The organism is Homoserinibacter gongjuensis (assembly GCF_030161875.1).
In the GTDB taxonomy this organism is placed as follows: Bacteria; Actinomycetota; Actinomycetes; order Actinomycetales; family Microbacteriaceae; genus Homoserinibacter; species Homoserinibacter gongjuensis.
In genome coordinates this window covers 1,742,511-1,760,752 of record NZ_BSVA01000001.1, presented here as the reverse complement: position 1 = coordinate 1,760,752, position 18,242 = coordinate 1,742,511, and the positions used below count along the sequence as shown (strand labels likewise).

At 70.3% G+C, this 18,242-nt stretch carries 17 protein-coding genes and 3 pseudogenes; 9 read left to right on the top strand and 11 right to left on the bottom strand.

Annotated features, from left to right (window positions below; genetic code table 11):
* Positions 1-11 precede the first annotated feature (11 nt).
* The 5 genes from mmsB to QQK29_RS09520 all read right to left on the bottom strand — a co-directional run bounded on the left by mmsB (position 12) and on the right by QQK29_RS09520 (position 6,024).
* A complete protein-coding gene (mmsB, locus tag QQK29_RS09540; RefSeq protein ID WP_284299801.1) occupies positions 12-1,256 on the bottom strand; it encodes a multiple monosaccharide ABC transporter permease in 1,245 nt (414 codons plus the stop codon).
* Between the two features lie 26 nt (positions 1,257-1,282).
* Positions 1,283-2,812, bottom strand: coding sequence for a multiple monosaccharide ABC transporter ATP-binding protein (gene mmsA / locus QQK29_RS09535; RefSeq protein WP_284299799.1), 1,530 nt, complete (start codon positions 2,810-2,812; stop codon positions 1,283-1,285).
* A gap of 94 nt (positions 2,813-2,906) precedes the next feature.
* Positions 2,907-4,037 carry a multiple monosaccharide ABC transporter substrate-binding protein gene (gene chvE, locus QQK29_RS09530; protein ID WP_431308679.1) on the bottom strand — a complete coding sequence of 377 codons (1,131 nt, stop codon included), beginning with the start codon at positions 4,035-4,037 and terminating at the stop codon, positions 2,907-2,909.
* Entirely contained in the window at positions 3,937-4,887 is a 951-nt protein-coding gene (locus QQK29_RS09525) for a class II aldolase/adducin family protein (protein WP_284299794.1), read from the bottom strand. Before QQK29_RS09525 ends, chvE begins: the two co-directional genes overlap by 101 nt.
* A gap of 135 nt (positions 4,888-5,022) precedes the next feature.
* Entirely contained in the window at positions 5,023-6,024 is a 1,002-nt protein-coding gene (locus QQK29_RS09520; RefSeq protein ID WP_284299792.1) for a LacI family DNA-binding transcriptional regulator, read from the bottom strand.
* Positions 6,025-6,139: 115 nt separating this feature from the next.
* Between QQK29_RS09520 and QQK29_RS09515 the strand changes: the two genes are divergently transcribed.
* The 4 genes from QQK29_RS09515 to QQK29_RS09500 all read left to right on the top strand — a co-directional run bounded on the left by QQK29_RS09515 (position 6,140) and on the right by QQK29_RS09500 (position 9,261).
* Positions 6,140-6,649 carry a hypothetical protein gene (locus QQK29_RS09515; RefSeq protein ID WP_284299790.1) on the top strand — a complete coding sequence of 170 codons (510 nt, stop codon included), beginning with the start codon at positions 6,140-6,142 and terminating at the stop codon, positions 6,647-6,649.
* Positions 6,650-6,870: 221 nt separating this feature from the next.
* Positions 6,871-7,608, top strand: coding sequence for a FadR/GntR family transcriptional regulator (locus tag QQK29_RS09510; protein ID WP_284299788.1), 738 nt, complete (start codon positions 6,871-6,873; stop codon positions 7,606-7,608).
* Between the two features lie 244 nt (positions 7,609-7,852).
* Entirely contained in the window at positions 7,853-8,437 is a 585-nt protein-coding gene (locus tag QQK29_RS09505) for a carbohydrate kinase family protein (RefSeq protein WP_348533844.1), read from the top strand.
* Between the two features lie 194 nt (positions 8,438-8,631).
* A complete protein-coding gene (locus QQK29_RS09500) occupies positions 8,632-9,261 on the top strand; it encodes a hypothetical protein (RefSeq protein ID WP_284299787.1) in 630 nt (209 codons plus the stop codon).
* Between the two features lie 48 nt (positions 9,262-9,309).
* On the opposite strand, the gene QQK29_RS09495 is transcribed toward QQK29_RS09500, so the two are convergent.
* The gene (locus QQK29_RS09495; RefSeq protein WP_431308786.1) at positions 9,310-10,206 is read right to left on the bottom strand and encodes a metal ABC transporter solute-binding protein, Zn/Mn family; all 897 of its coding nucleotides are present in this window, start codon (positions 10,204-10,206) and stop codon (positions 9,310-9,312) included.
* Between the two features lie 253 nt (positions 10,207-10,459).
* Between QQK29_RS09495 and QQK29_RS09490 the strand changes: the two genes are divergently transcribed.
* Genes QQK29_RS09490 through QQK29_RS09475 form a run of 4 tightly spaced genes read left to right on the top strand, consistent with a single transcriptional unit; the run spans position 10,460 to position 13,691 of the window.
* Positions 10,460-11,512: a permease gene (locus QQK29_RS09490; RefSeq protein ID WP_431308678.1), complete on the top strand. Its 1,053-nt coding sequence runs from the start codon at positions 10,460-10,462 to the stop codon at positions 11,510-11,512.
* Complete coding sequence (locus QQK29_RS09485) at positions 11,505-12,269, top strand: TIGR03943 family putative permease subunit (protein WP_284299784.1); 765 nt, start codon at positions 11,505-11,507, stop codon at positions 12,267-12,269. The genes QQK29_RS09490 and QQK29_RS09485 overlap by 8 nt, the downstream gene beginning before the upstream one ends.
* A complete protein-coding gene (locus QQK29_RS09480) occupies positions 12,259-13,314 on the top strand; it encodes a hypothetical protein (RefSeq protein ID WP_284299782.1) in 1,056 nt (351 codons plus the stop codon). Before QQK29_RS09485 ends, QQK29_RS09480 begins: the two co-directional genes overlap by 11 nt.
* Positions 13,254-13,691 (top strand): hypothetical protein, encoded by a 438-nt coding sequence (locus QQK29_RS09475; protein ID WP_284299780.1) that lies wholly within the window; start codon positions 13,254-13,256, stop codon positions 13,689-13,691. Before QQK29_RS09480 ends, QQK29_RS09475 begins: the two co-directional genes overlap by 61 nt.
* Before the next feature lie 32 nt (positions 13,692-13,723).
* Here QQK29_RS09475 and QQK29_RS09470 read toward each other — a convergent pair.
* From QQK29_RS09470 to QQK29_RS09455, 4 genes and pseudogenes are all read right to left on the bottom strand, one after another.
* Positions 13,724-14,170 (bottom strand): annotated as a pseudogene (locus QQK29_RS09470) (DUF3817 domain-containing protein); the annotation flags it as partial.
* 23 nt (positions 14,171-14,193) lie between these two features.
* A complete protein-coding gene (locus QQK29_RS09465; protein ID WP_284299778.1) occupies positions 14,194-14,625 on the bottom strand; it encodes a MarR family winged helix-turn-helix transcriptional regulator in 432 nt (143 codons plus the stop codon).
* Positions 14,622-15,029 carry a nitroreductase/quinone reductase family protein gene (locus QQK29_RS09460; protein ID WP_284299776.1) on the bottom strand — a complete coding sequence of 136 codons (408 nt, stop codon included), beginning with the start codon at positions 15,027-15,029 and terminating at the stop codon, positions 14,622-14,624. The genes QQK29_RS09465 and QQK29_RS09460 overlap by 4 nt, the downstream gene beginning before the upstream one ends.
* A gap of 55 nt (positions 15,030-15,084) precedes the next feature.
* A pseudogene (locus QQK29_RS09455) lies at positions 15,085-16,025 on the bottom strand (LysR family transcriptional regulator).
* A gap of 77 nt (positions 16,026-16,102) precedes the next feature.
* Between QQK29_RS09455 and QQK29_RS09450 the strand changes: the two are divergent.
* Positions 16,103-17,838, top strand: a pseudogene (locus tag QQK29_RS09450) (FAD-binding protein).
* 36 nt (positions 17,839-17,874) lie between these two features.
* On the opposite strand, the gene QQK29_RS09445 reads toward QQK29_RS09450, so the two are convergent.
* Positions 17,875-18,237, bottom strand: a complete 363-nt coding sequence (locus tag QQK29_RS09445) for a hypothetical protein (protein ID WP_284299774.1) — start codon at positions 18,235-18,237, stop codon at positions 17,875-17,877.
* Between the last annotated feature and the right edge of the window lie 5 nt (positions 18,238-18,242).

Here is an 18,242-nt window from a genome sequence, read left to right as displayed (position 1 = left end):
CCTAGCGCGCGCTACGACCCGCCCGAGCGCCGCTTGTTGTACACGTCGAAGGCGACCGCGAGCAGCAGCACGAGACCCTTCACGGCCTGCTGCCACTCGATGCCGATGCCCATGATCGACATGCCGTTGTTGAGCACGCCGATGATGAGACCACCGATGATCGCGCCGCCGATCGTGCCCACGCCGCCCTGCACGGCCGCGCCGCCGATGAACGCCGCCGAGATCGCCTCGAGCTCGAAGCCGTCACCCGCCTTCGGGCCGGCGAGGTTGAGCCGCGCCGTGAAGATGAGGCCCGCGAGCGCCGACAGCACGCCCATGTTGACGAACAGCCAGAAGTCCACGCGGCGCGTCTTGATGCCCGAGAGCTCGGCCGCGTGGCGGTTGCCGCCGATCGCATACACGTGACGCCCGAACACCGTGCGGTTCATGGTGATGCCGTAGATCAGCACGAGCGCGGCGAGCACGATGAGCGTCACCGGGATGCCCTTGTAGGAGGCGAGCGCGTAGGCGAAGAAGGCGATCGCGACCGACACGAAGACGAGCTTCGCGACGAACCAGACGACGGGCTCGACCTCCTGCCCGTACTTCTGGCGACCGCTGCGGGTGCGCAACTGCTGGATCACGATGAGCACGATCGCGAGCCCGCCGATCGCGAGGGTGAGCGGGTCGAGTTCGAACTCGCCGAACACGTTGGTGAGGAACCCGTTGCCGAGCGCGCGGTACTCGGCGGGGAACGAGCCGATGTTCTGGTTCTGCAGCACGACGAGGGCGAGACCGCGGAAGATCAGCATGCCCGCCAAGGTCACGATGAACGCGGGTATCCCCACGAACGCGATCCAGAATCCCTGCCACACGCCCACGAGGGCGCCGATCAGCAGCGAGAGCACGATCGAGAGCCACCATGGCAGCCCCCAGTGCACGGCGAAGACACCCGAGCACGCGCCGACGAAGGCCGCGACCGATCCGACCGAGAGGTCGATGTGGCCGGCGATGATCACCATCACCATGCCGATCGCGAGCACGAGGATGTACCCGTTCTGCACGATGAGGTTCGAGATGTTCTGCGGGCGCAGCAGGATGCCGTTGGTCGTGATCGAGAACAGCACGACGACCGCCACGAGGGCGATGAAGATGCCGTTCTTACCGAGGTCGGCGATCACGTGCGAGAGCCACGAGGTGAACCTGTTCTCGGTCGGGTTGATGTTGCCGCCGACAGCCTGCGACTCCGTCGGGGTCGGAGAGGTGGGGTTGGACATTGCTGTTCCTCTTCTTGGCCCGCGGCTCAGCGGGGACGTTCCATGGTCATGAGGGTCAGGACGGCCTCGGGTGTGGCGTCCTCGATGGGCAGCTCGCCCGTGATGCGGCCCTCGGAGAGGGCGTAGACGCGATCGGAGATGCCCAGCAGCTCGGGCAGCTCCGAGGAGATGACGATGATGCCCTTCCCCTCGGCCGCCAGCCGGTTGATGATCGTGTAGATCTCGTACTTCGCGCCGACGTCGATGCCGCGCGTGGGTTCATCCAGGATGAGCACCTCGGGATCCGCGTAGATCCACTTCGAGAGCACCACCTTCTGCTGGTTGCCTCCCGAGAGCTTTCCGGTCTTCACGAGCACGTTGGGGGCCTTGATGTTCATCGAGCGACGGAACTCGTCCGCGACCTTGTACTCCTCGTTGTCGTGCACGAGGCCCCACTTCTCGAGCTTCCTGAGGGAGGCCGCCGAGATGTTGCGCTTGATGTCCTCGATGAGGTTGAGTCCGTAGGTCTTGCGGTCTTCCGTCGCGTAGGCGATGCCGTTCTGGATGGCCTCGGCCACCGTGCGGGTGCGGATCTCCTTGCCGCGCAGGTAGACACGGCCCGAGATCCGGGAGCCGTAGGAGTGGCCGAAGAGGCTCATCGCGAACTCGGTGCGGCCCGCGCCCATGAGCCCCGCGATGCCGACGATCTCGCCGGCACGCACGGTGAGCGAGACGTCGTCGACGACGACCCGGCTGGCATCCTGCGGGTGGTGCGCGGTCCAGTTCTCCACGCGCAGCAGCTCCTCGCCGATGTGCGGGGTGTGGTCGGGGTAGCGGTGCTCGAGGTCGCGACCGACCATGTCCTTGATGATGCGCTCCTCGGAGATGGCGGAGCGCGGCATCGTCTCGATCGTCTTGCCGTCGCGGATGACGGTGACCGAGTCGGCGATCTTCTTGATCTCGTTGAGCTTGTGGCTGATGATGATCGACGTGATCCCCTGCTCCTTGAGCTGCAGGATCAGGCCGAGCAGGTGATCCGAGTCCTCGTCGTTGAGCGCGGCCGTCGGCTCGTCGAGGATCAGCAGCTTGACCTCCTTCGAGAGCGCCTTCGCGATCTCGACGAGCTGCTGCTTGCCGACGCCCAGCTGACGGATGGGCGTGGTCGGGTTCTCGCGCAGCCCCACGCGCTCGAGCAGCTTGCGGGCCTCGAGGTTCGTGGTGTTCCAGTCGATGAGACCGAGCGCACCCTTCTGCTCGTTGTTGAGGAAGATGTTCTCGGCGATCGAGAGGTAGGGGCTGAGGGCCAGCTCCTGGTGGATGATGACGATGCCCTTGGCCTCCGAGTCGGAGATGTCGCGGAACGCGACCGGCTCGCCCTCGAACACGATGTCGCCCTCGTAGGTGCCGTGCGGGTAGACACCCGAGAGCACCTTCATGAGGGTCGACTTGCCGGCGCCGTTCTCGCCGCAGATGGCGTGCACCTCGCCGCGGGCGACCTCGATGGTCACGTCGGAGAGGGCCTTCACGCCGGGGAAGGTCTTGGTGATGCTGCGCATCTCCAGGATGTTGTCAGTCACGATCGCCGTCTTCCTCGTCGTCTGTCGTCGTCTGTCGGAGATGGTGGGGGAGGACAACATCCTCCCCCACCATCCGTGTCAGAAACAGGGCTGCTTAGAGACCGAGGTCCTCAGCCGTCCAGTAGCCCGTGTCGACGAGCGCTTCCTTCACGTTGTCCTTCACGACCGGCACCGGCGCGAGCAGGTACGAGGGCACGACCTTCACGTCGTTGTCGTAGGTGTCGGTGTCGTTGACCTCGACCTCCTCGTCGTTCAGCACCGAGATGGCCATGCCGGCGGCCACCTTCGCGAGCTCACGCGTGTCCTTGAAGATGGTCGCGAACTGCTCACCCGAGAGGATCGCCTTGACCGAGTCGACCTCGGCGTCCTGACCGGAGATGATCGGCCACTCGTCACCGACCGAGTAGCCGGCGTCGGTGAGGGCCGAGATGATGCCACGCGAGATGCCGTCGTACGGGCTCAGCACCGCGTCGACCTTGCTGCCGTCGGAGTAGTTCGCCGTCAGCAGGTCCTCCATGCGGCTCTGCGCGGTCTCGCCGTCCCACCGCAGCGTCGCGGCCTGCTCGATCGCGGTCTGACCCGACTTCACGACGAGCGTGCCGTCGTCGATGAGCGGCTGCAGCACATCCATCGCGCCGTTCCAGAAGAAGAACGCGTTGTTGTCGTCGAGCGATCCGGCGAAGAGCTCGATGTTGAACGGGCCCTCCGGAGCGTCCGCGGCGGGGTTGCCCTCGAGGTCGGTCAGGCCGAGCCCGTTGAGCACGGTCCAGGCCTGCTGCTGACCCACCAGGAAGTTGTCGAACGTCGCGTAGTAGTCGACGTTCTCGGTTCCCTTGATGAGGCGGTCGTAGGCGATCACCGGGATGTCGGAGTCGGCAGCGGTCTGCAGCACCTCCGAGAGCGTGGTGCCGTCGATCGACGCGATGATCAGGGCCTCGGCGCCCTTGGTGATCATGTTCTCGATCTGCGAGACCTGGGTCGGGATGTCGTCCTCCGCGTACTGGAGGTCGACCGAGTAGCCCTCGGCCTCGAGCGCGGCCTTGACGGCGTCGCCGTCCTGGATCCAACGCTCGGAGCTCTTGGTGGGCATGGCGACGCCGATGAGGCCGCCGTCGCCGGAGCCGTCACCGGAACCGCCGCCCGCGGGGCCGGAGCATGCGGCGAGCGCGAGCATCGCGCCGGCCGTGATCGTGGCGAGAGCCAACTTCTTCGTCTTCACGGTCATTCCTTTCACTGTGTCTGGATGCGGACGTGGTTGTCGGGGTGGAGCTGGTCGATCCCGGTGTCGTCCATGAACCGGTCTCGCCGCCAGACCGGGCATTTCCCGGTCGGGAGGTCGGGTAGGAGCCCGCGGGTGCGGACTCGGCGTCGCGCTGCACGCGGCGACGCGCGGCGTCGGCGTGCAGACGCCGGGCGCGGATGGTCTCGACGTCGTGCGCGTCGAGGGGGCGGATGTCGGCCCCTGTCGCACGGGCGAGCTGCACCGCCCGTGCGGCGTCCTCGACGAGCACGGCGGCCCGCACGGCATCGCGTGGTCGCTCGCCGACCGCGTACACGCCGTGCCGCTCGAGCAGCACCGCGCGGCTCGGCTGGGCGTCGAGCGATCCCGCGATGGCGGATGCGACATCCGCTTCCGCGTTCACGAACGGCACGAGCGGAACGGGGCCGCCGAACTCGTCGGCGACGGTCGTGGACAGCACGGGCACGGGCTCGCCGCGCAGCGCGAACGCCGTCGCGTAGGGCGAGTGGGTGTGCACGATGCCGCCGATGGCATCCGAGTGCCGGTAGAGCTGAGCGTGCAGTGCGACGCCGCGCGAGGGGCGCCGTTCGCTGCCGGGGGTGCCCTCGACGACCGAGCCGTCGAGATCGACGAGCACCATGTTGTCGGGGGCGAGGTCGGTGTGGTCGAGCCCGCCGGGCTTGATCACGAACAGGTCGGCGCCGGGAACGCGGCCCGAGACGACGCCGCTCGTCCAATTCGTGAGACCGCCGCGCACGAGCAGCTTGTGCAATCGGGCGACGTCGGCGCGCACGCGCGCCACTGCCACCTCGATGCGCGGCTCGAAGCGGTTCACGCGATCCTCCCGACTCCGTCGTCCCTCAGATGTGACCGGTCACTGTGACCGGTAACATCCGAGCACTATACGTGAGTTCGGGCGCGACGTGTCAAGTCGGCGAAGGTCTCGAGACGGTAACGAGAAGCGGGGCCCTCACGGGGCCGGTGCTGTCGATGCGCGCACGAGCAGCTGCGGCGCGATCGTGCGCGCCTCGGCGTCGAGCTCACCGAGGAGGAAGGCGACCGCCCGGCGGCCGAGCTCGGCGAAGTCCTGACGCACGGTCGTGAGCGGCGGCCAGAAGTGTGCCGCCTCCGGAATGTCGTCGAAGCCGATGACGCTCACCTCCCCCGGCACATCCAGTCCCCCGTCGCGGAACGCGTGCAGCAGGCCGAGCGCCATCTGGTCGTTCGAGGCGAACACGGCCGTGAAGTCGCGGATGCGCAGCAGCTCCTGGCCCGCGAAGTAGCCGAAGTCGGCGGTCCAGTCGCCGAGGATCGGCGCGGTCGTGGCGGCATCCCAGGCGTTCATCTCGTCGAGGAAGCCCTGCATGCGCGCGTCGGCCTCGATCCAGTCCTGCGGGCCGGTGAGGTGGTAGATGCTGCGGTGGCCGAGCTCGAGCAGGTGCCGCGTCGCGAGGCGCGCACCCGCGTACTGGTCGAAGAAGAGCGCATGCCCGTCGTCGCCGGTCGCCTGCAGCGTCACGTACGGCACCTCGAACGGCAGCGTCGCGAGCGCCTCGAACACGCGCTTCTGTGGGGCCACCACCACGATGCCTTCGACCGCCTGCGCGCGAAGCTGGTCGAGCGCATCCGGCACCGAGCCGTCGACGCTCGGGTCGATGTTGGCGATGCTCACCCAGTAGCCGCTCGCCCGCGCCGCCGCCTCGACCGAGGTCATGATCGACGCCGGGCCGTAGTCGGTGCTCATGGCGGAGAGGATGCCGATGGTGCGCGAGCGGCTCGAGGCGAGCGCACGAGCGGCCCGGTTGGGGCGGTACTGCAGCTCGGCCATCACGTCGAGCACGCGCTGCCGGGTCGTGTCGCGGATGCTCGGATGGTTGTTGAGCACGCGCGACACGGTCTGATGCGAGACACCCGCAAGGCGCGCGACATCACGGATGCTGGGCGGACGGCCGGGGGCCGGTTCGAGCGTCACGTGGTCCCCTCGCGCGGGTGTCGGCACGGGCGGGCGCGGGATGCCGTGCGGCCATGATCCCACACGATCGGCAGCGAATGTGACAGTCACATTCGGAGCACCCTATGCTCGGCGCATGTCGGATCTCTGGCGCGAGCTGCCCCTCTCCGGGCGCGCGCGCCTCGACGAGTCGGGGGTCGGCGGCGGCTGGCGGGCCGAACTCGAGGCGGTGCGCGAGGCGGCCTCCCGGGCGCTCGCGTCGCATCCGGATGCCGTGGCAGCTGCGGAGTTCGAGGTCGCGTTGCGCACGCCGCGTCCCCGGCGAGCTGGCCGCCCGCGCCCGGTGAAGCTCGCCGAGCTCGATCGCGCCGTGTACGCCTATCTCGACCTCTGCGCGCGACTCGGCGTCGAGCCGCAGCTGCCGCCCCGCGCCTCGGGCGCCGTCGCGCTCGGCCGTGCCGCCGCAGCACCGACCGAGATCCGCGCCGTGATCGCGGGGCACGCCCTGCACGCGACCGACGCCGATTGGAGCTTCGGACGCGGACCCGTGCTCGAAGACACCGCCGTCGCGCTGCTGGAGTTCCTGCGCGGCCGCAGCCTGCGCGCGCCCGCCCCGCCCGCCCCGCCCGCCACCCCCGCTGGTTGAGGAGCGCCGCGCGCAGCGCATACGCACACCCGCGGGTTGAGAAGCGCCACCCCCAGCGCATACGCACACCCGCGGGTTGAGAAGCGCCACCCCCAGCGCATTCGCACCCCCACGGGTTGAGGAGCGCCGCGCGCAGCGCGACGCGTCTCGAAACCAGCACCCCAGCGGTCCTCCCCGATCGGGCGATGCCGCACGTCGCACGCTGTTGCTAGCGTGTCGCCATGCCGGCGTACCCCCGCAGCGACGTGCATCCCATCTGCGATGCGCTCGTCGCGCTGCCCGCCGGCAGCACGGCATCCGACGTCACCACCGCCCTGCTGGAGCTCTTCGCGAGCGGCTCGGTGCCGCTCGGCGAGCGCCTGCCGCCGGAGCGCCGCCTCGCCGAGGTGCTGCGCGTGGGCCGCTCCGCCGTGCGCGAGGCGCTCGCGACCCTCGAGACCCTGGGGGTCGTGGAGGCCCGGCCCGGAGCCGGCACCTTCCTGCGGGCCACCCGCACCGCGGTGCTGTCGGAGAACGTGCGCTGGAACATGCTCATCGGCGAGCGCGAGCTCGAGGAGCTCCTCGAGCTGCGTACGGCGCTCGAGATCCATGCCGCATGGCTCGCGGCCGAGCGGCAGGATGCCGCGGTCGGCATGCGCCTCGCCCACCACCTCGACCGCATGCGCGCGAGTCTCGGCGACCTCGAGGCCTTCATCGAGGCCGACCAGGCCTTCCATCGGGAGCTCGCCGAGGCGACCGGCAACACGGCCCTGCAAGATCTGCTCGACATCACCCACGGGCTGCTGCGCCGCCGCGTCGCCACCGAGCCGGATTCTCGCCGCCACGCCGAGCTCGCCGTCGTCGAGCACGAGCGCGTGCACGCTGCCGTTGCGGCGGGCGACGCGGACGCCGCATCCGAGGCGATGCGCCTGCACATGCGCACCTCCGCCTCGCTCTTGCGCGGTGGTGCGGCGGCGTGACCCGGATCCTCGTCGCGGGCGCCGCCTCCTGGAACCGCATGGTCGTGCTGGATGCGCTGCCCGAGCCGCGCCCGCACATGGAGTTCGCGCGTGACTGGTTCGATACTCTCGGCGGCACCTCGGCGGGCAAGACCCTGCACCTGCACGCCCTCGGGCGCGAGGTCGTGCTCGACGCGCTCGTGGGGGCCGATGAGGCGGGCGACCACATCCGCACGGCTCTTGCCCGCGCCGGGGTCGTCACGCGGTGGCACTCCGCCGCACGCAGCGAGCAGCACCTCAATCTCATGACACCCGAGGGGCGCGCCTCTCGCTCTATCTCGCGACCCCCGAGCACCCGGATGCCGCCGCGACCGCCCCCGAGGTGCTCGACGGGGTCGAGCTCGCGGTGCTCGACCTGGCCCCGCGCTCGGCGCACCTGCTCGCACCGGCACGTGAGCGCGGCATCCCGATCTGGACCGACCTGCACGACTACGACGGCGAGAGCGCCTTCCACCGGCCGTTCCTCGAGGCCGCCGAGGTCGTGTTCATGAACGCCGACCGCACCGACGACCCCTGGCGACTTCTGGCGCGCTGCCTCGAGGCGGGCCCGCGCCTCGCCGTCTGCACGCTCGGTGCCGAGGGGGCGATCGCACTCGACGCCGACGGGCGGCGTGCCTCGACGCCCGCCGAGCCCGCCGCGGTGGTCGACACCAACGGCGCGGGCGACGCGTTCTTCGCGGGCTTCCTCGACGCGTGGCTGCGGGATGCCGACCTCGCCCCGGCGCTTCACGCGGGCGCCCGCCAGGCCGTCGTCGCACTCGAGACGCGGCACCTGCATCCGGCGCTCTGAACCCATGATCACGACCCTCGCACGGGGGTCGCGCTCCCAGGTCGCTCACACCTGCGCTGGTACCCTGGACGAGCGTCGTTCGCCCGTTTTCGCGGCGGCGCCGGAACGCTTATGACGCAACTTCCCCGGTCTATCGCACGCTTCGCGAGAGGTTCGATGCCTCCCGTGCGAGCCGTCGCACCCGCGTGAGCCTCATGATCTTCGCGGTCGCAGCCTCGTTCGCGCTCACCGTGCCGTTCGCCTTCGCGCCGCCGGCTCCCCCGACCGAGGCCGCGGCGCTCGCGGCCTACGCCACCGAGAACGCGCAGGATGTCGACGTGTCGACCGCCGAGACGGTCGCGCATCTGGAGGCCACGGACGCCCTCGCTCGTGACGACTACGGCGCGAGCCAGGGACTCGAATCGCTCATCGCATCCGGCACCAACCACGACTGGGCCAAGATGGTGTGCCTGTTCGCGGGCTTCCCGATGAGCGACGCGAACGTCACGGTCATCACCCGCTGGATGCGCCAGGAGAACTACACCGACTCCTGGTGGAACCGCAACAACCCGCTCAACAACGGCTGGGGCGCGAGCTATGGCCCCGGCGGCACCGGCAGCAACGTCGACCTCGTGGCTGCGGCCCGCAATGCCGCGGATGCGCTGCTCACCAACCGCGGGTACGCGGGCATGCGGGCGGCCTTCCAGGAGGGTGCCGACACGGCCACGATCGAGGCCGCGATCTGGGCATCGCCCTGGGCCTCCGGGCACTACGCCAACGGCTCCCACTGGCACTACAACCCGGTGCCGGTCGTCAAGGCTCCCGCCTCGGCCTGGGGTCGCTGAGTCGGTTCGGCGGCGCTGGTTTCGAGACGCGCCGCTCCGCGGCGCTCCTCAACCCGCTTGACGCTCCGCTGGTTGAGGAGCGCGTCGCGCAGCGACTCGCGTCTCGAAACCGGCGCCCCCATCACCCCGCGAGCGCCGCCTCGATCGCGTCGAGGTTCGCCGCCATCCATCCGAGGTAGTCCTCCCCTCGGGCAGCAGCTCGGTGAACGACACGACGGGTGTGCCGGCGTCCTGCGCGGCCGCGAGCACCTGCTCCGTCTGCGGACCGACCGTCTGCTCGTTGTAGGCGAGCAGCGCGATGCCGGGCCCGGTGACGAGGTCGATCACGGCGCGCACGACGAGCGCCGGCGCATCCGTGCCCTCCTCGACCGCCTCGCTGAACTCCTCGGGCGTCGCGTTCTCGAGCCCGGCCGCCTCGAGCAGGTAGAGCGGGACGGGTTCGGTGATGGCGATGTGGGTGTGGGTGTGGCTCCGCGCCTCGGCGATACCCGAGGCGCGTGCGGTCAGATCGCCGAGGGCCGCCGTGAAGGCCTGAGCGTTGGAGACGAATGCGTCGGCGTCGGCAGGGTCGAGCTCACCGAGTCGGACTGCCAGCTCCTCGGCGAGCGACGCCATGGCATCGAGGCTGTACCAGACATGCTCGTTGAACTCGCCATGGTCGTGGTGGTCGTGTTCGTCGGCGTCCTCGCCCTCGCCCTCGCCGCCATCCTCGTGGTCGTGGTCGTCCGGTGCGAGGCCCGAGAGCCCGACCGCGTCGACCACGACGGCGTCGTTGTCGTGCGCCTCGAGCAGGGTGTGCATGAACTCGTCGTAGCCGCCGCCGTTCACGATCACGAGGTCGGCATCCGCGATCGCGAGAGCGTCGCGCGGCGTCGCCTCGTACTCGTGGGGGTCCTGCGCAGCGTCGTGGATGATCGAGGTCACCTCGGCGGCGTCGCCGGCGATGGTCGCGGCGATGTCGCCGTAGACGTTGGTCGACGCGACGATCCGCAGGATCGCGTCGTCGGCACCGCCGCCCCCGTCGTCGGTCGCGCAACCGGTGAGCGCGAGGATGCGGCGGCGATCACCGAGACGTGCAGGACGATGCAGGAGCGGAAGGTCATGAGGAGACGCTAGACCTTATTGATAATGATTGTCAAAACGAATAAGCCGGCGCGGTCGACGCATCCCGTACACGACAGCCGCCTACGCTGACCCGGTGGACACCCGCACGCCCGCCCCGACGCGCCCGACCCCGCCGCATCTCGCCCCGTCGCGGCCAGCCGGCTCGCGCCCCGCATGGTGGATCCTGCTCGCAGCCGGTCTCTTCGCGGCCCTGCTCGGGCTGCGCGTTGCCACCGGATCGCTTCCCGTCGAAGCGCTGCCGAACGCCTTGCGCGACCTCCTGACCCTCGCGGTGAGTGTTCTCATCGAGTCGCTGCCCTTCGTGTTCCTCGGCGTGCTGCTCTCGGTGCTCGTGCAGGTGTGGGTGCCGACCTCGGTCTTCGAGCGCCTGCTGCCACGCACACCCCTGCTGCGTCGCGCCGTCATGTCACTGCTCGGCGTGCTGCTGCCGGTGTGCGAGTGCGGCAACGTGCCCCTCGCACGCGGGCTGCTCATGCGCGGCCTCACGATGCCCGAGACCATGACCTTCCTGCTCGCGGCACCCATCCTCAACCCGGTCACGATCGTCACGACCTACCAGGCCTTCGGCTGGGATCACGGCATCCTTGTGGGCCGTATCGTGGGCGGCTTCGTGATCGCCAACCTCGTCGGGTGGCTCTTCAGTCGCCACCCGCGACCGGGCGAGCTGCTCACCCCGCGCTTCGAGGCGAGCTGCCGCGCCCACCACGATCACCCGGCGCACGGTCACCGGATGCGGCGCAGCGCCCTTGGCTTCGCCGAGGAGTCGACCGCGATGCTGCCCGCGCTCGTGATCGGCTCGTTCCTCGCGGGCCTCATCCAGGTGGGCGTGCCGCGCGAGGTGCTCGTGGCGCTCGGCTCGAACCCGGTCTGGTCGGTGCTCGCACTCATGGTGCTCGCCTTCGTGATCGCGATCTGCTCGAACGTCGACGCCTTCTTCATCCTGTCGTTCGGTTCTACCTTCATGCCGGGCGGCATCGTCGCCTTCCTCGTCTTCGGTGCAATGGTCGACGTCAAGATGCTCGCCCTGCTGCGCACGACATTCGCGACAGCCGCACTCGCCCGTATGACGGCCGTCGTCGCGCTCGCGTGCCTTGTGCTCGGATTCGGGGTGAACCTCGTTGCGTGACCGGTTCCTGTCTCATGGCCGCGGGCTGCTGCTCGTGCTCGTGGGCGTCGCCGCGATCGTCTGGCTCGCGTCCTCGGGGCGACTAGGCCTCTACATCCATCCGCGATACTTCGAGTTCACCGTCATCATGGCCGTGCTCGCGGGTGTCGTCGCGATCGTCGCAGCCGCGTTCGTGCCGCAGATCGGCCCCGAGGACGACGACCACGGTCATGCGGCATCGTCCGGTCGTCGCGCGAGGTGGCTCACGGTCGGCTCGATCGTGCTCCTCATGGCGACGACGACTGCGCTGCTCGTCGTGCCGCCGTCGACGCTCACGAGCAGCACCGTCGCCCAGCGCGATATCAACTCGAGCGCGGCCGGCGCGGCGGATGCCGGCGACGCCCCCGCGCTCGTGGCAGGCGACGGCAGCGCTTTCTCAGTGAAGGACTGGGCCGGGCTGCTGCGTCAGGGAGTCGACGAGCGCTACCTCGCCGACGCACAGCCCGACCTCACCGGTTTCGTCACGCCCGATCCGGACGATCCCGAGAATGTCTTCTACGTCGCGCGCTTCGTCGTCACCTGCTGTGCCGTCGATGCGCAACCTGTAGGAGTTCCCGTGTACCTGCCGGGATGGCAGCAGGACCATCCGGTCGACAGCTGGGTTCAGGTCTCGGGCCGCTTCGTGCCCAACCCCTCGGCCACGAGCATGCAGCCGCTCGCGATCGACCCGACGAGGGTGGCGCCCATCGATCAGCCGACGGATCCCTATGTCTACTGAACCCCGAGTCCGGTCGACGCCGGCGGATGCGCGTGCGGCATTCCGCGAGCGCGCCGAGCGCCGCCGCTTCCAGCGCACCTGGCTCACCGTCGTCGCGGCACTCGCGGTCGCGGCCGCCGCGCTCGGCGTCGCGAGCGTCACCCAGGGGCCCCGGCTGTCCTCGGCCGCGTTCAACGCAGGCGCCGCCGTCGAGCGCTCGGGCCAGCGCCTCGTACTGCAGGCCGACCAGCCGCTCGTGACTGTCGACGCGGATGCCGTGACCGTCGAGCCGGAGGCGCCTGTCGAGCTGAGCTCCGAGGGCGCCCGGCTCACCGTGCGATTCACCGGGATGCTGCGCTATGCCACCGAGTACCGCGTGCGTGTCGCGGTGCGCAGCGCCGCCACAGGCGCGGAGAGTCGCCTCGACTACCGTTTCGCGACGCCCGATGTCGCGACCTTCTCGCTCGTACGGCATCACCCCGGCGACGGCGGCACGGATCGCATCGTGCGGCACAGCCTCTCCGGCGACACCGCGGATGCCACGATGCTCGAGGCTCCGCGCATCCAGGAGTACGTGCCGGTCGGCGAGGCGATCGCGGCGGTCGTACTCGACGAGAGCGACGTGCCGTCGCTCGTCCTCGTGGCTCCTGACGGAACGCCGACGCCCGTGAGCGTGCCGCCGGCGCGTGGCATCCGCGCCCTCGGGCTCGCGTCGGGCGGAGACCTCCTCGGCTACCTCGTGGAGGGCGAGGTCACCGCAGGAACGGCCACGCTCTACGTGCTCGATCTCACAGATGCCTCATGGGTGCCGTTCGAGGTGCGGGGGCCCGCGCAGACGCCCCTCGCCGCGCTCGATTGGACGTTCGTGCCCGGCACGACCTCCTCGTCGTCCAGGCGATCGACCAGCAGCTTTACCTCGTCGACCCCGTCGCCGGCACGGAGGCGACTCCCCTCGGACAGCACACCGAGCTGCGCGGCTTCCTGCCCGGCACGCTGCGGACTGTCGTGGCCGACCCCGACCGCGGAGCGGTCATCGACCTCGCCGACGGCACGACGACGGAGCTGAAGCTGCCCGTAGCCGAGGTGCCTCCGGGACTCTACCCCGACGCCTTCGTGCTCACCTCGCCCGCGAGTTACGTCGAGCTCTACAATGATCCGATGGGATTTGCGGAGGTCGGCGCCCGGTCGATCCTGTACGCCGTCAACGCGACGGGAACGCGCGAGCTCTTCCGGCCCGCGACGGCGACGAGCCGCATCGGCACCGTGTGCCTTTCTCCGAACGGTCAATACCTGGCCGTGGAGGTGGTGCCGGGCGATGCGGTGCGCGACGACTACCGGAGCGCACCGGGCTGGAGCGGCACGACGATCTACTACGTGGATGCGGCATCCGGCGCCACGTCACGTGGCGTGACGGGCATGTCGGCCGATTGGTGCAGCCACTGACGCGGTGAGGAGCGCACCGGTTCACCGACCGCCGGGGGCCCGATGACGAGCAACGCGGTGAAGATCGCGGCCACGGCGACCGCGATGAGCACGGCGAGCACCCACGGACGGCGCAGGAACCAGCGCAGCAGGCCGTCGTACCAGAGATCGCCGGCCGCATCGACCGCCTCCGTGCGCCACCCGCCCGCGAGGCGGCCGGTGCGTGCGAGCCACAGCTCGGCCGGCACGGTCGCGTACGGCACGATCGCGCTCACGATCGCCACGACGGTCGGCCAGGGACGCCACCTGTTGTTGAGGGCGACGAGCACGGCGGTTGCGCCGTAGGAGAGGAACACGAATCCGTGGATCGAACCACCGACCGTGGTGGCGATCGCCAGCCCGGCGGTCGCGCGCAGGATGAGGCCGACGATGAGCAGGGTCCACGAGACGGCTTCCGCGATCGCGAGCACACGGAAGAGGGATGCGGGGGTGCGGAACACACCTTCAGTTTAGCTGAAGGAATTCAGGCGCGCTGACCGTCCGCGAGCGCACCCTCGTGGGGCGTGGTGAGCGCCGTGCTCAGCGACGACGCTTCCGCACGGAGCTCGTCATCCAAGCGGTCCAGGACCGCCTGAGCGGTGGCGAGCACCCGCGCGCCCGCCTGCGTCACCTCCAAGACCGAGGCCGCACCCGCGTGCGCCTTGGCATCCGCGACGAGACCCGCGTCAACGAGTGCGTGCACTGCCGCGTGCGCCGACTGCACGGTGATGCGCGAGCGCCGCGCGAGCTCCGAGAACGAGATGCCCGGCGTGACGTCGATGTGGGCGAGCAGACCGTACTTGCGGGTCGTGAGCCCCAGTTCGCGCAGCTCCCGATCCAGCCGCGACTCCCACTCGGCAGCCAGAGCGAGCAGGGTGACCACGGGGCTCACCCCGGCGCGCGGGGCGTCGCTCATCGTCGCTGCAACTCCACCACGGGGATGGTGCGGTTCGCGCGACGCTCGTACTCCGCGAACCCGGGGCTGCGGCTCGTGAACAGCGCCCAGGCGGCGTCACGATCGTCGCCGTGCAGCTCGACCGCCCGCACGGCGACCTCGCCCTCGTCGGGCGTCTCGATCACGGTCTCCGGATGCGCCGACAGGTTGCCGAACCACGCGGGGTTCTCGGGGGCACCGCCCTTCGACGCGGCGATGAACCATCCGGCCTCGCTCGGGATGCCCATGACCGGCGTCACGCGTTCGACGCCCGAGCGTGCACCCCGATGGTGCAGCAGCACGAGGCTGCGTCCGAAGCCTGCCGTCTCGACCGTGCCCCCGTTCGCCCGGAACTCGCCGATGATGCGCTGGTTGAAGTCGGTCACCGCGCCCCTTTCCCCGCGCCAGCCTAGCCGCGGCGTCTCGCGCCGGCTGGCTGCGTCAGCCGACGCGGGTGACGAGCGATGCCGTCGCGCTGTCCGGTGCCGCGAGCCGGTCGGCCACCCCACGGATGAGCGCCTGCAGCGCCGCGTTGGCGTGCGCGGGCGCCATGTCGGAGCGGCGCGCGATGCTCACCGTGCGCGCGAGGGCCGGCTCCGCGAGCCGAGCGGCGCGCAGGGCGGGGCGCAGCGCCGCGACCATCGCGGGCACGATCGCCACGCCGATCCCGCGTTCCGCGAAACTGAGGGCGGCATCCATCTCCGCGCCCTGCACGACGATCTGCGGCGTGAACCCACGGGCGCGGAATGCCGCGTCGGCCGCGACCCGCAGCTCGTAGTTCTCGGGGAAGGCGATCTGGGGCACCCGGGCGAGCTCCTCGAGTCGCACCGGGGTGTGCGTGAACGGATCGGGTGCCGTGGCTGCCGAGACGGCCACGAGCCGCTCGGTGAGGATCGGCTCGAGCTCGAGCACTGCGCGGGCGGTGCCCGACGATTCGCTCGTCACCACGAGCGCCAGATCGAGCGCGCCCTCGAGCAGGGCGGCGCTCAGCGTGCGCGAGCCGCTCTCGAGGATCTCGATGTCGATGCCGGGGTACTGCGCGTGGAACTCCGCGAGCACCTCGGCCACGAGGCTCGTGCAGAGCGTCGGTGTGGCGCCCAGTCGGATGCGGCCCCGCCGCAGCCCTGCCAGTTCCGCCATCTCGGTGCGCGCGATGTCGGCATCCGCGAGCATCCGCCGGGCGAGCGGCAGCAGCCGCTCCCCGCCGCCGTGAGCGCGACGTGCCCCCGGGCTCGATGCAGCAGCTCGACCCCGAGCTCGGTCTCGAGCGTGGAGATCTGACGGCTCAGCGTGGGCTGGGCGATGTGCAGCCGTTCGGCCGCCCGGGTGAAGTTCGCGGTCGCCGCGATCTCCGCGAAGCCCCGCAGTTGCTCCAGGTTCACAGCCATAGCCTAACTGCATCGCTACGTTGCAAACTATTCATTGGAGTAATCATCGCCACGTGCCTAGCGTGGGCAGCATGCGTGACGAAAAACTGCTCTCCACCTCCGTGCTCGTGATCGGCACGGGCGGCGCGGGACTCCGAGCCTCGATCGAACTCGCCGAGCGCGGCATCCAGGTGCTCGCCGTGGGTAAACGGCGCAAGCACGACGCGCACACGACGCTCGCGGCGGGCGGCATCAACGCGGCGCTCGGCACCATGGACCCGGAAGACAGTTGGCAGCAGCACGCCGCAGACACGCTGCGTGAGTCGTACTTCCTCGCCGACCCGGCGATCGTCGAGGTCGTCGCCCGCAACGCCGCCCGCGGCATCGACGACCTCGAGCGCTGGGGCATGCCGTTCGCGCGCGAGGCCGACGGCCGCATCAGCCAGCGCTTCTTCGGTGCGCACCGCTATCGCCGCACCGCCTACGCGGGCGACTACACGGGCCTCGAGATCCAGCGCACCCTGCTGCGCCGGGCGCGCGAGCTCGAGGTGCCGATCGTCGACTCCATCTACATCACCCGGCTGCTCGTCGACGAGGGCCGCATCTTCGGCGCCTACGGCTTCGACATCGTCGACGGCACGCCCGTGCTGATCCACGCGGATGCCGTGATCCTCGCCGCGGGCGGTCACACGCGCATCTGGCGCAACACCTCGTCACGACGCGACGAGAACACCGGCGACTCGTTCCGACTCGCCGCGCTCGCGGGCGCCCGCATCCGCGACGCCGAACTCGTGCAATTCCACCCCTCCGGCATCCTCGAGCCGGCGGATGCCGCGGGCACGCTCGTCTCGGAGGCCGCGCGGGGTGAGGGCGGCATCCTGCGCAACGCGCTCGGCGAGCGCTTCATGGAGCGCTACGACCCCGAGCGCATGGAGCTCTCGACACGCGACCGGGTCGCGCTCGCGAGCTACACCGAGATCGCGGAGGGCCGCGGCACCGAGAACGGCGGCGTGCTGCTGGATGTCTCCCACCTGCCCCGCGAGACGATCTTCGAGAAGCTGCCGCGCGTCTACCGCACGCTCATCGACCTGCAGATGCTCGACATCACGGAGCAGCCCATCGAGGTCGCGCCGACCGCCCACTACTCGATGGGCGGCGTGTGGGTGCGTGCCGACGACCATGGAACCGGCGTCGACGGTCTCTACGCGATCGGCGAGGCATCCAGTGGTCTGCACGGCGCCAACCGGCTGGGCGGCAACTCGCTCATCGAACTGCTCGTCTACGGCCGCATCACGGGCGAGGAGGCGGCCGGGTACGCCACCGGCCTCACCAGCATCCGGCGCTCTCCCGAGGCGGTGGCCGAGGCGCGCGCCGAGGTCGCCAAGCTGCTCGGCGACCGGGGCACCGAGACGCCGCGGATGCTGCAGCGCCAGGTGCGCAACGTCATGACCGAGCACGCGGGCGTCGTGCGCAGCGAGGAGGACTGCGCGCGGGGCTCGCGAAGCTCGCCGAGCTCGAGGAGCGCGCGACGCACCTGGGCGTGCACCCCGACATCGCGGGATTCGACGACCTGGCACACGCCTTCGACCTGTACGGATCGCTGCTCGCGGCCCGTGCGACCCTCGAGTGCGCGCTCGAGCGGCGCGAGACCCGCGGGGCCCACAACCGCTCCGACTTCCCCGAGCAGGATGACGCGTTGCGCGGCAGCTTCGTCTGGAGCCCGACCACGGGGGTGACGTTCGAGCCGGTCGCCGAGGCACCGGAGTCGTTCCGTGACCTCGCCTACGCCGACATCGACACGGCGGTCGCGGGCAAGCTCGTGGAGTGACGGGGGCGGCTCGCTCCCGGCCCGGCTCGGCCTGCGTCAGCGAGTGGCCGGGCGCGCCGCGCGACGGACGCGGATGCCGATGAGCACGCCGCCGAGTGCGAGCAGCACGACAGCCGCGAGCATCGGCCCCGCGGCGTCGATCCCGGTGTCGGGAATCGCCGCCGGACCCGCGGCGACCACGGTGACCACCGCATCCGCTGTGACCGCGGGGTTGCTCGTGAGGGTCGCGGTGATCGTGTGGGTTCCCGCCGGCAGCACGCTGCCGTTGACGAAGGGCACTCCGCCGATGCTGAACGAGACGTCGGCGGTGAGGTCGCCGAGGTCGGTGCCGAAGGCGTCTTCGCCTGTCACCAGGAGCGTGACGGGATCGCCGACCGCGACGGTCGGCGCGGCCGGCACGAACG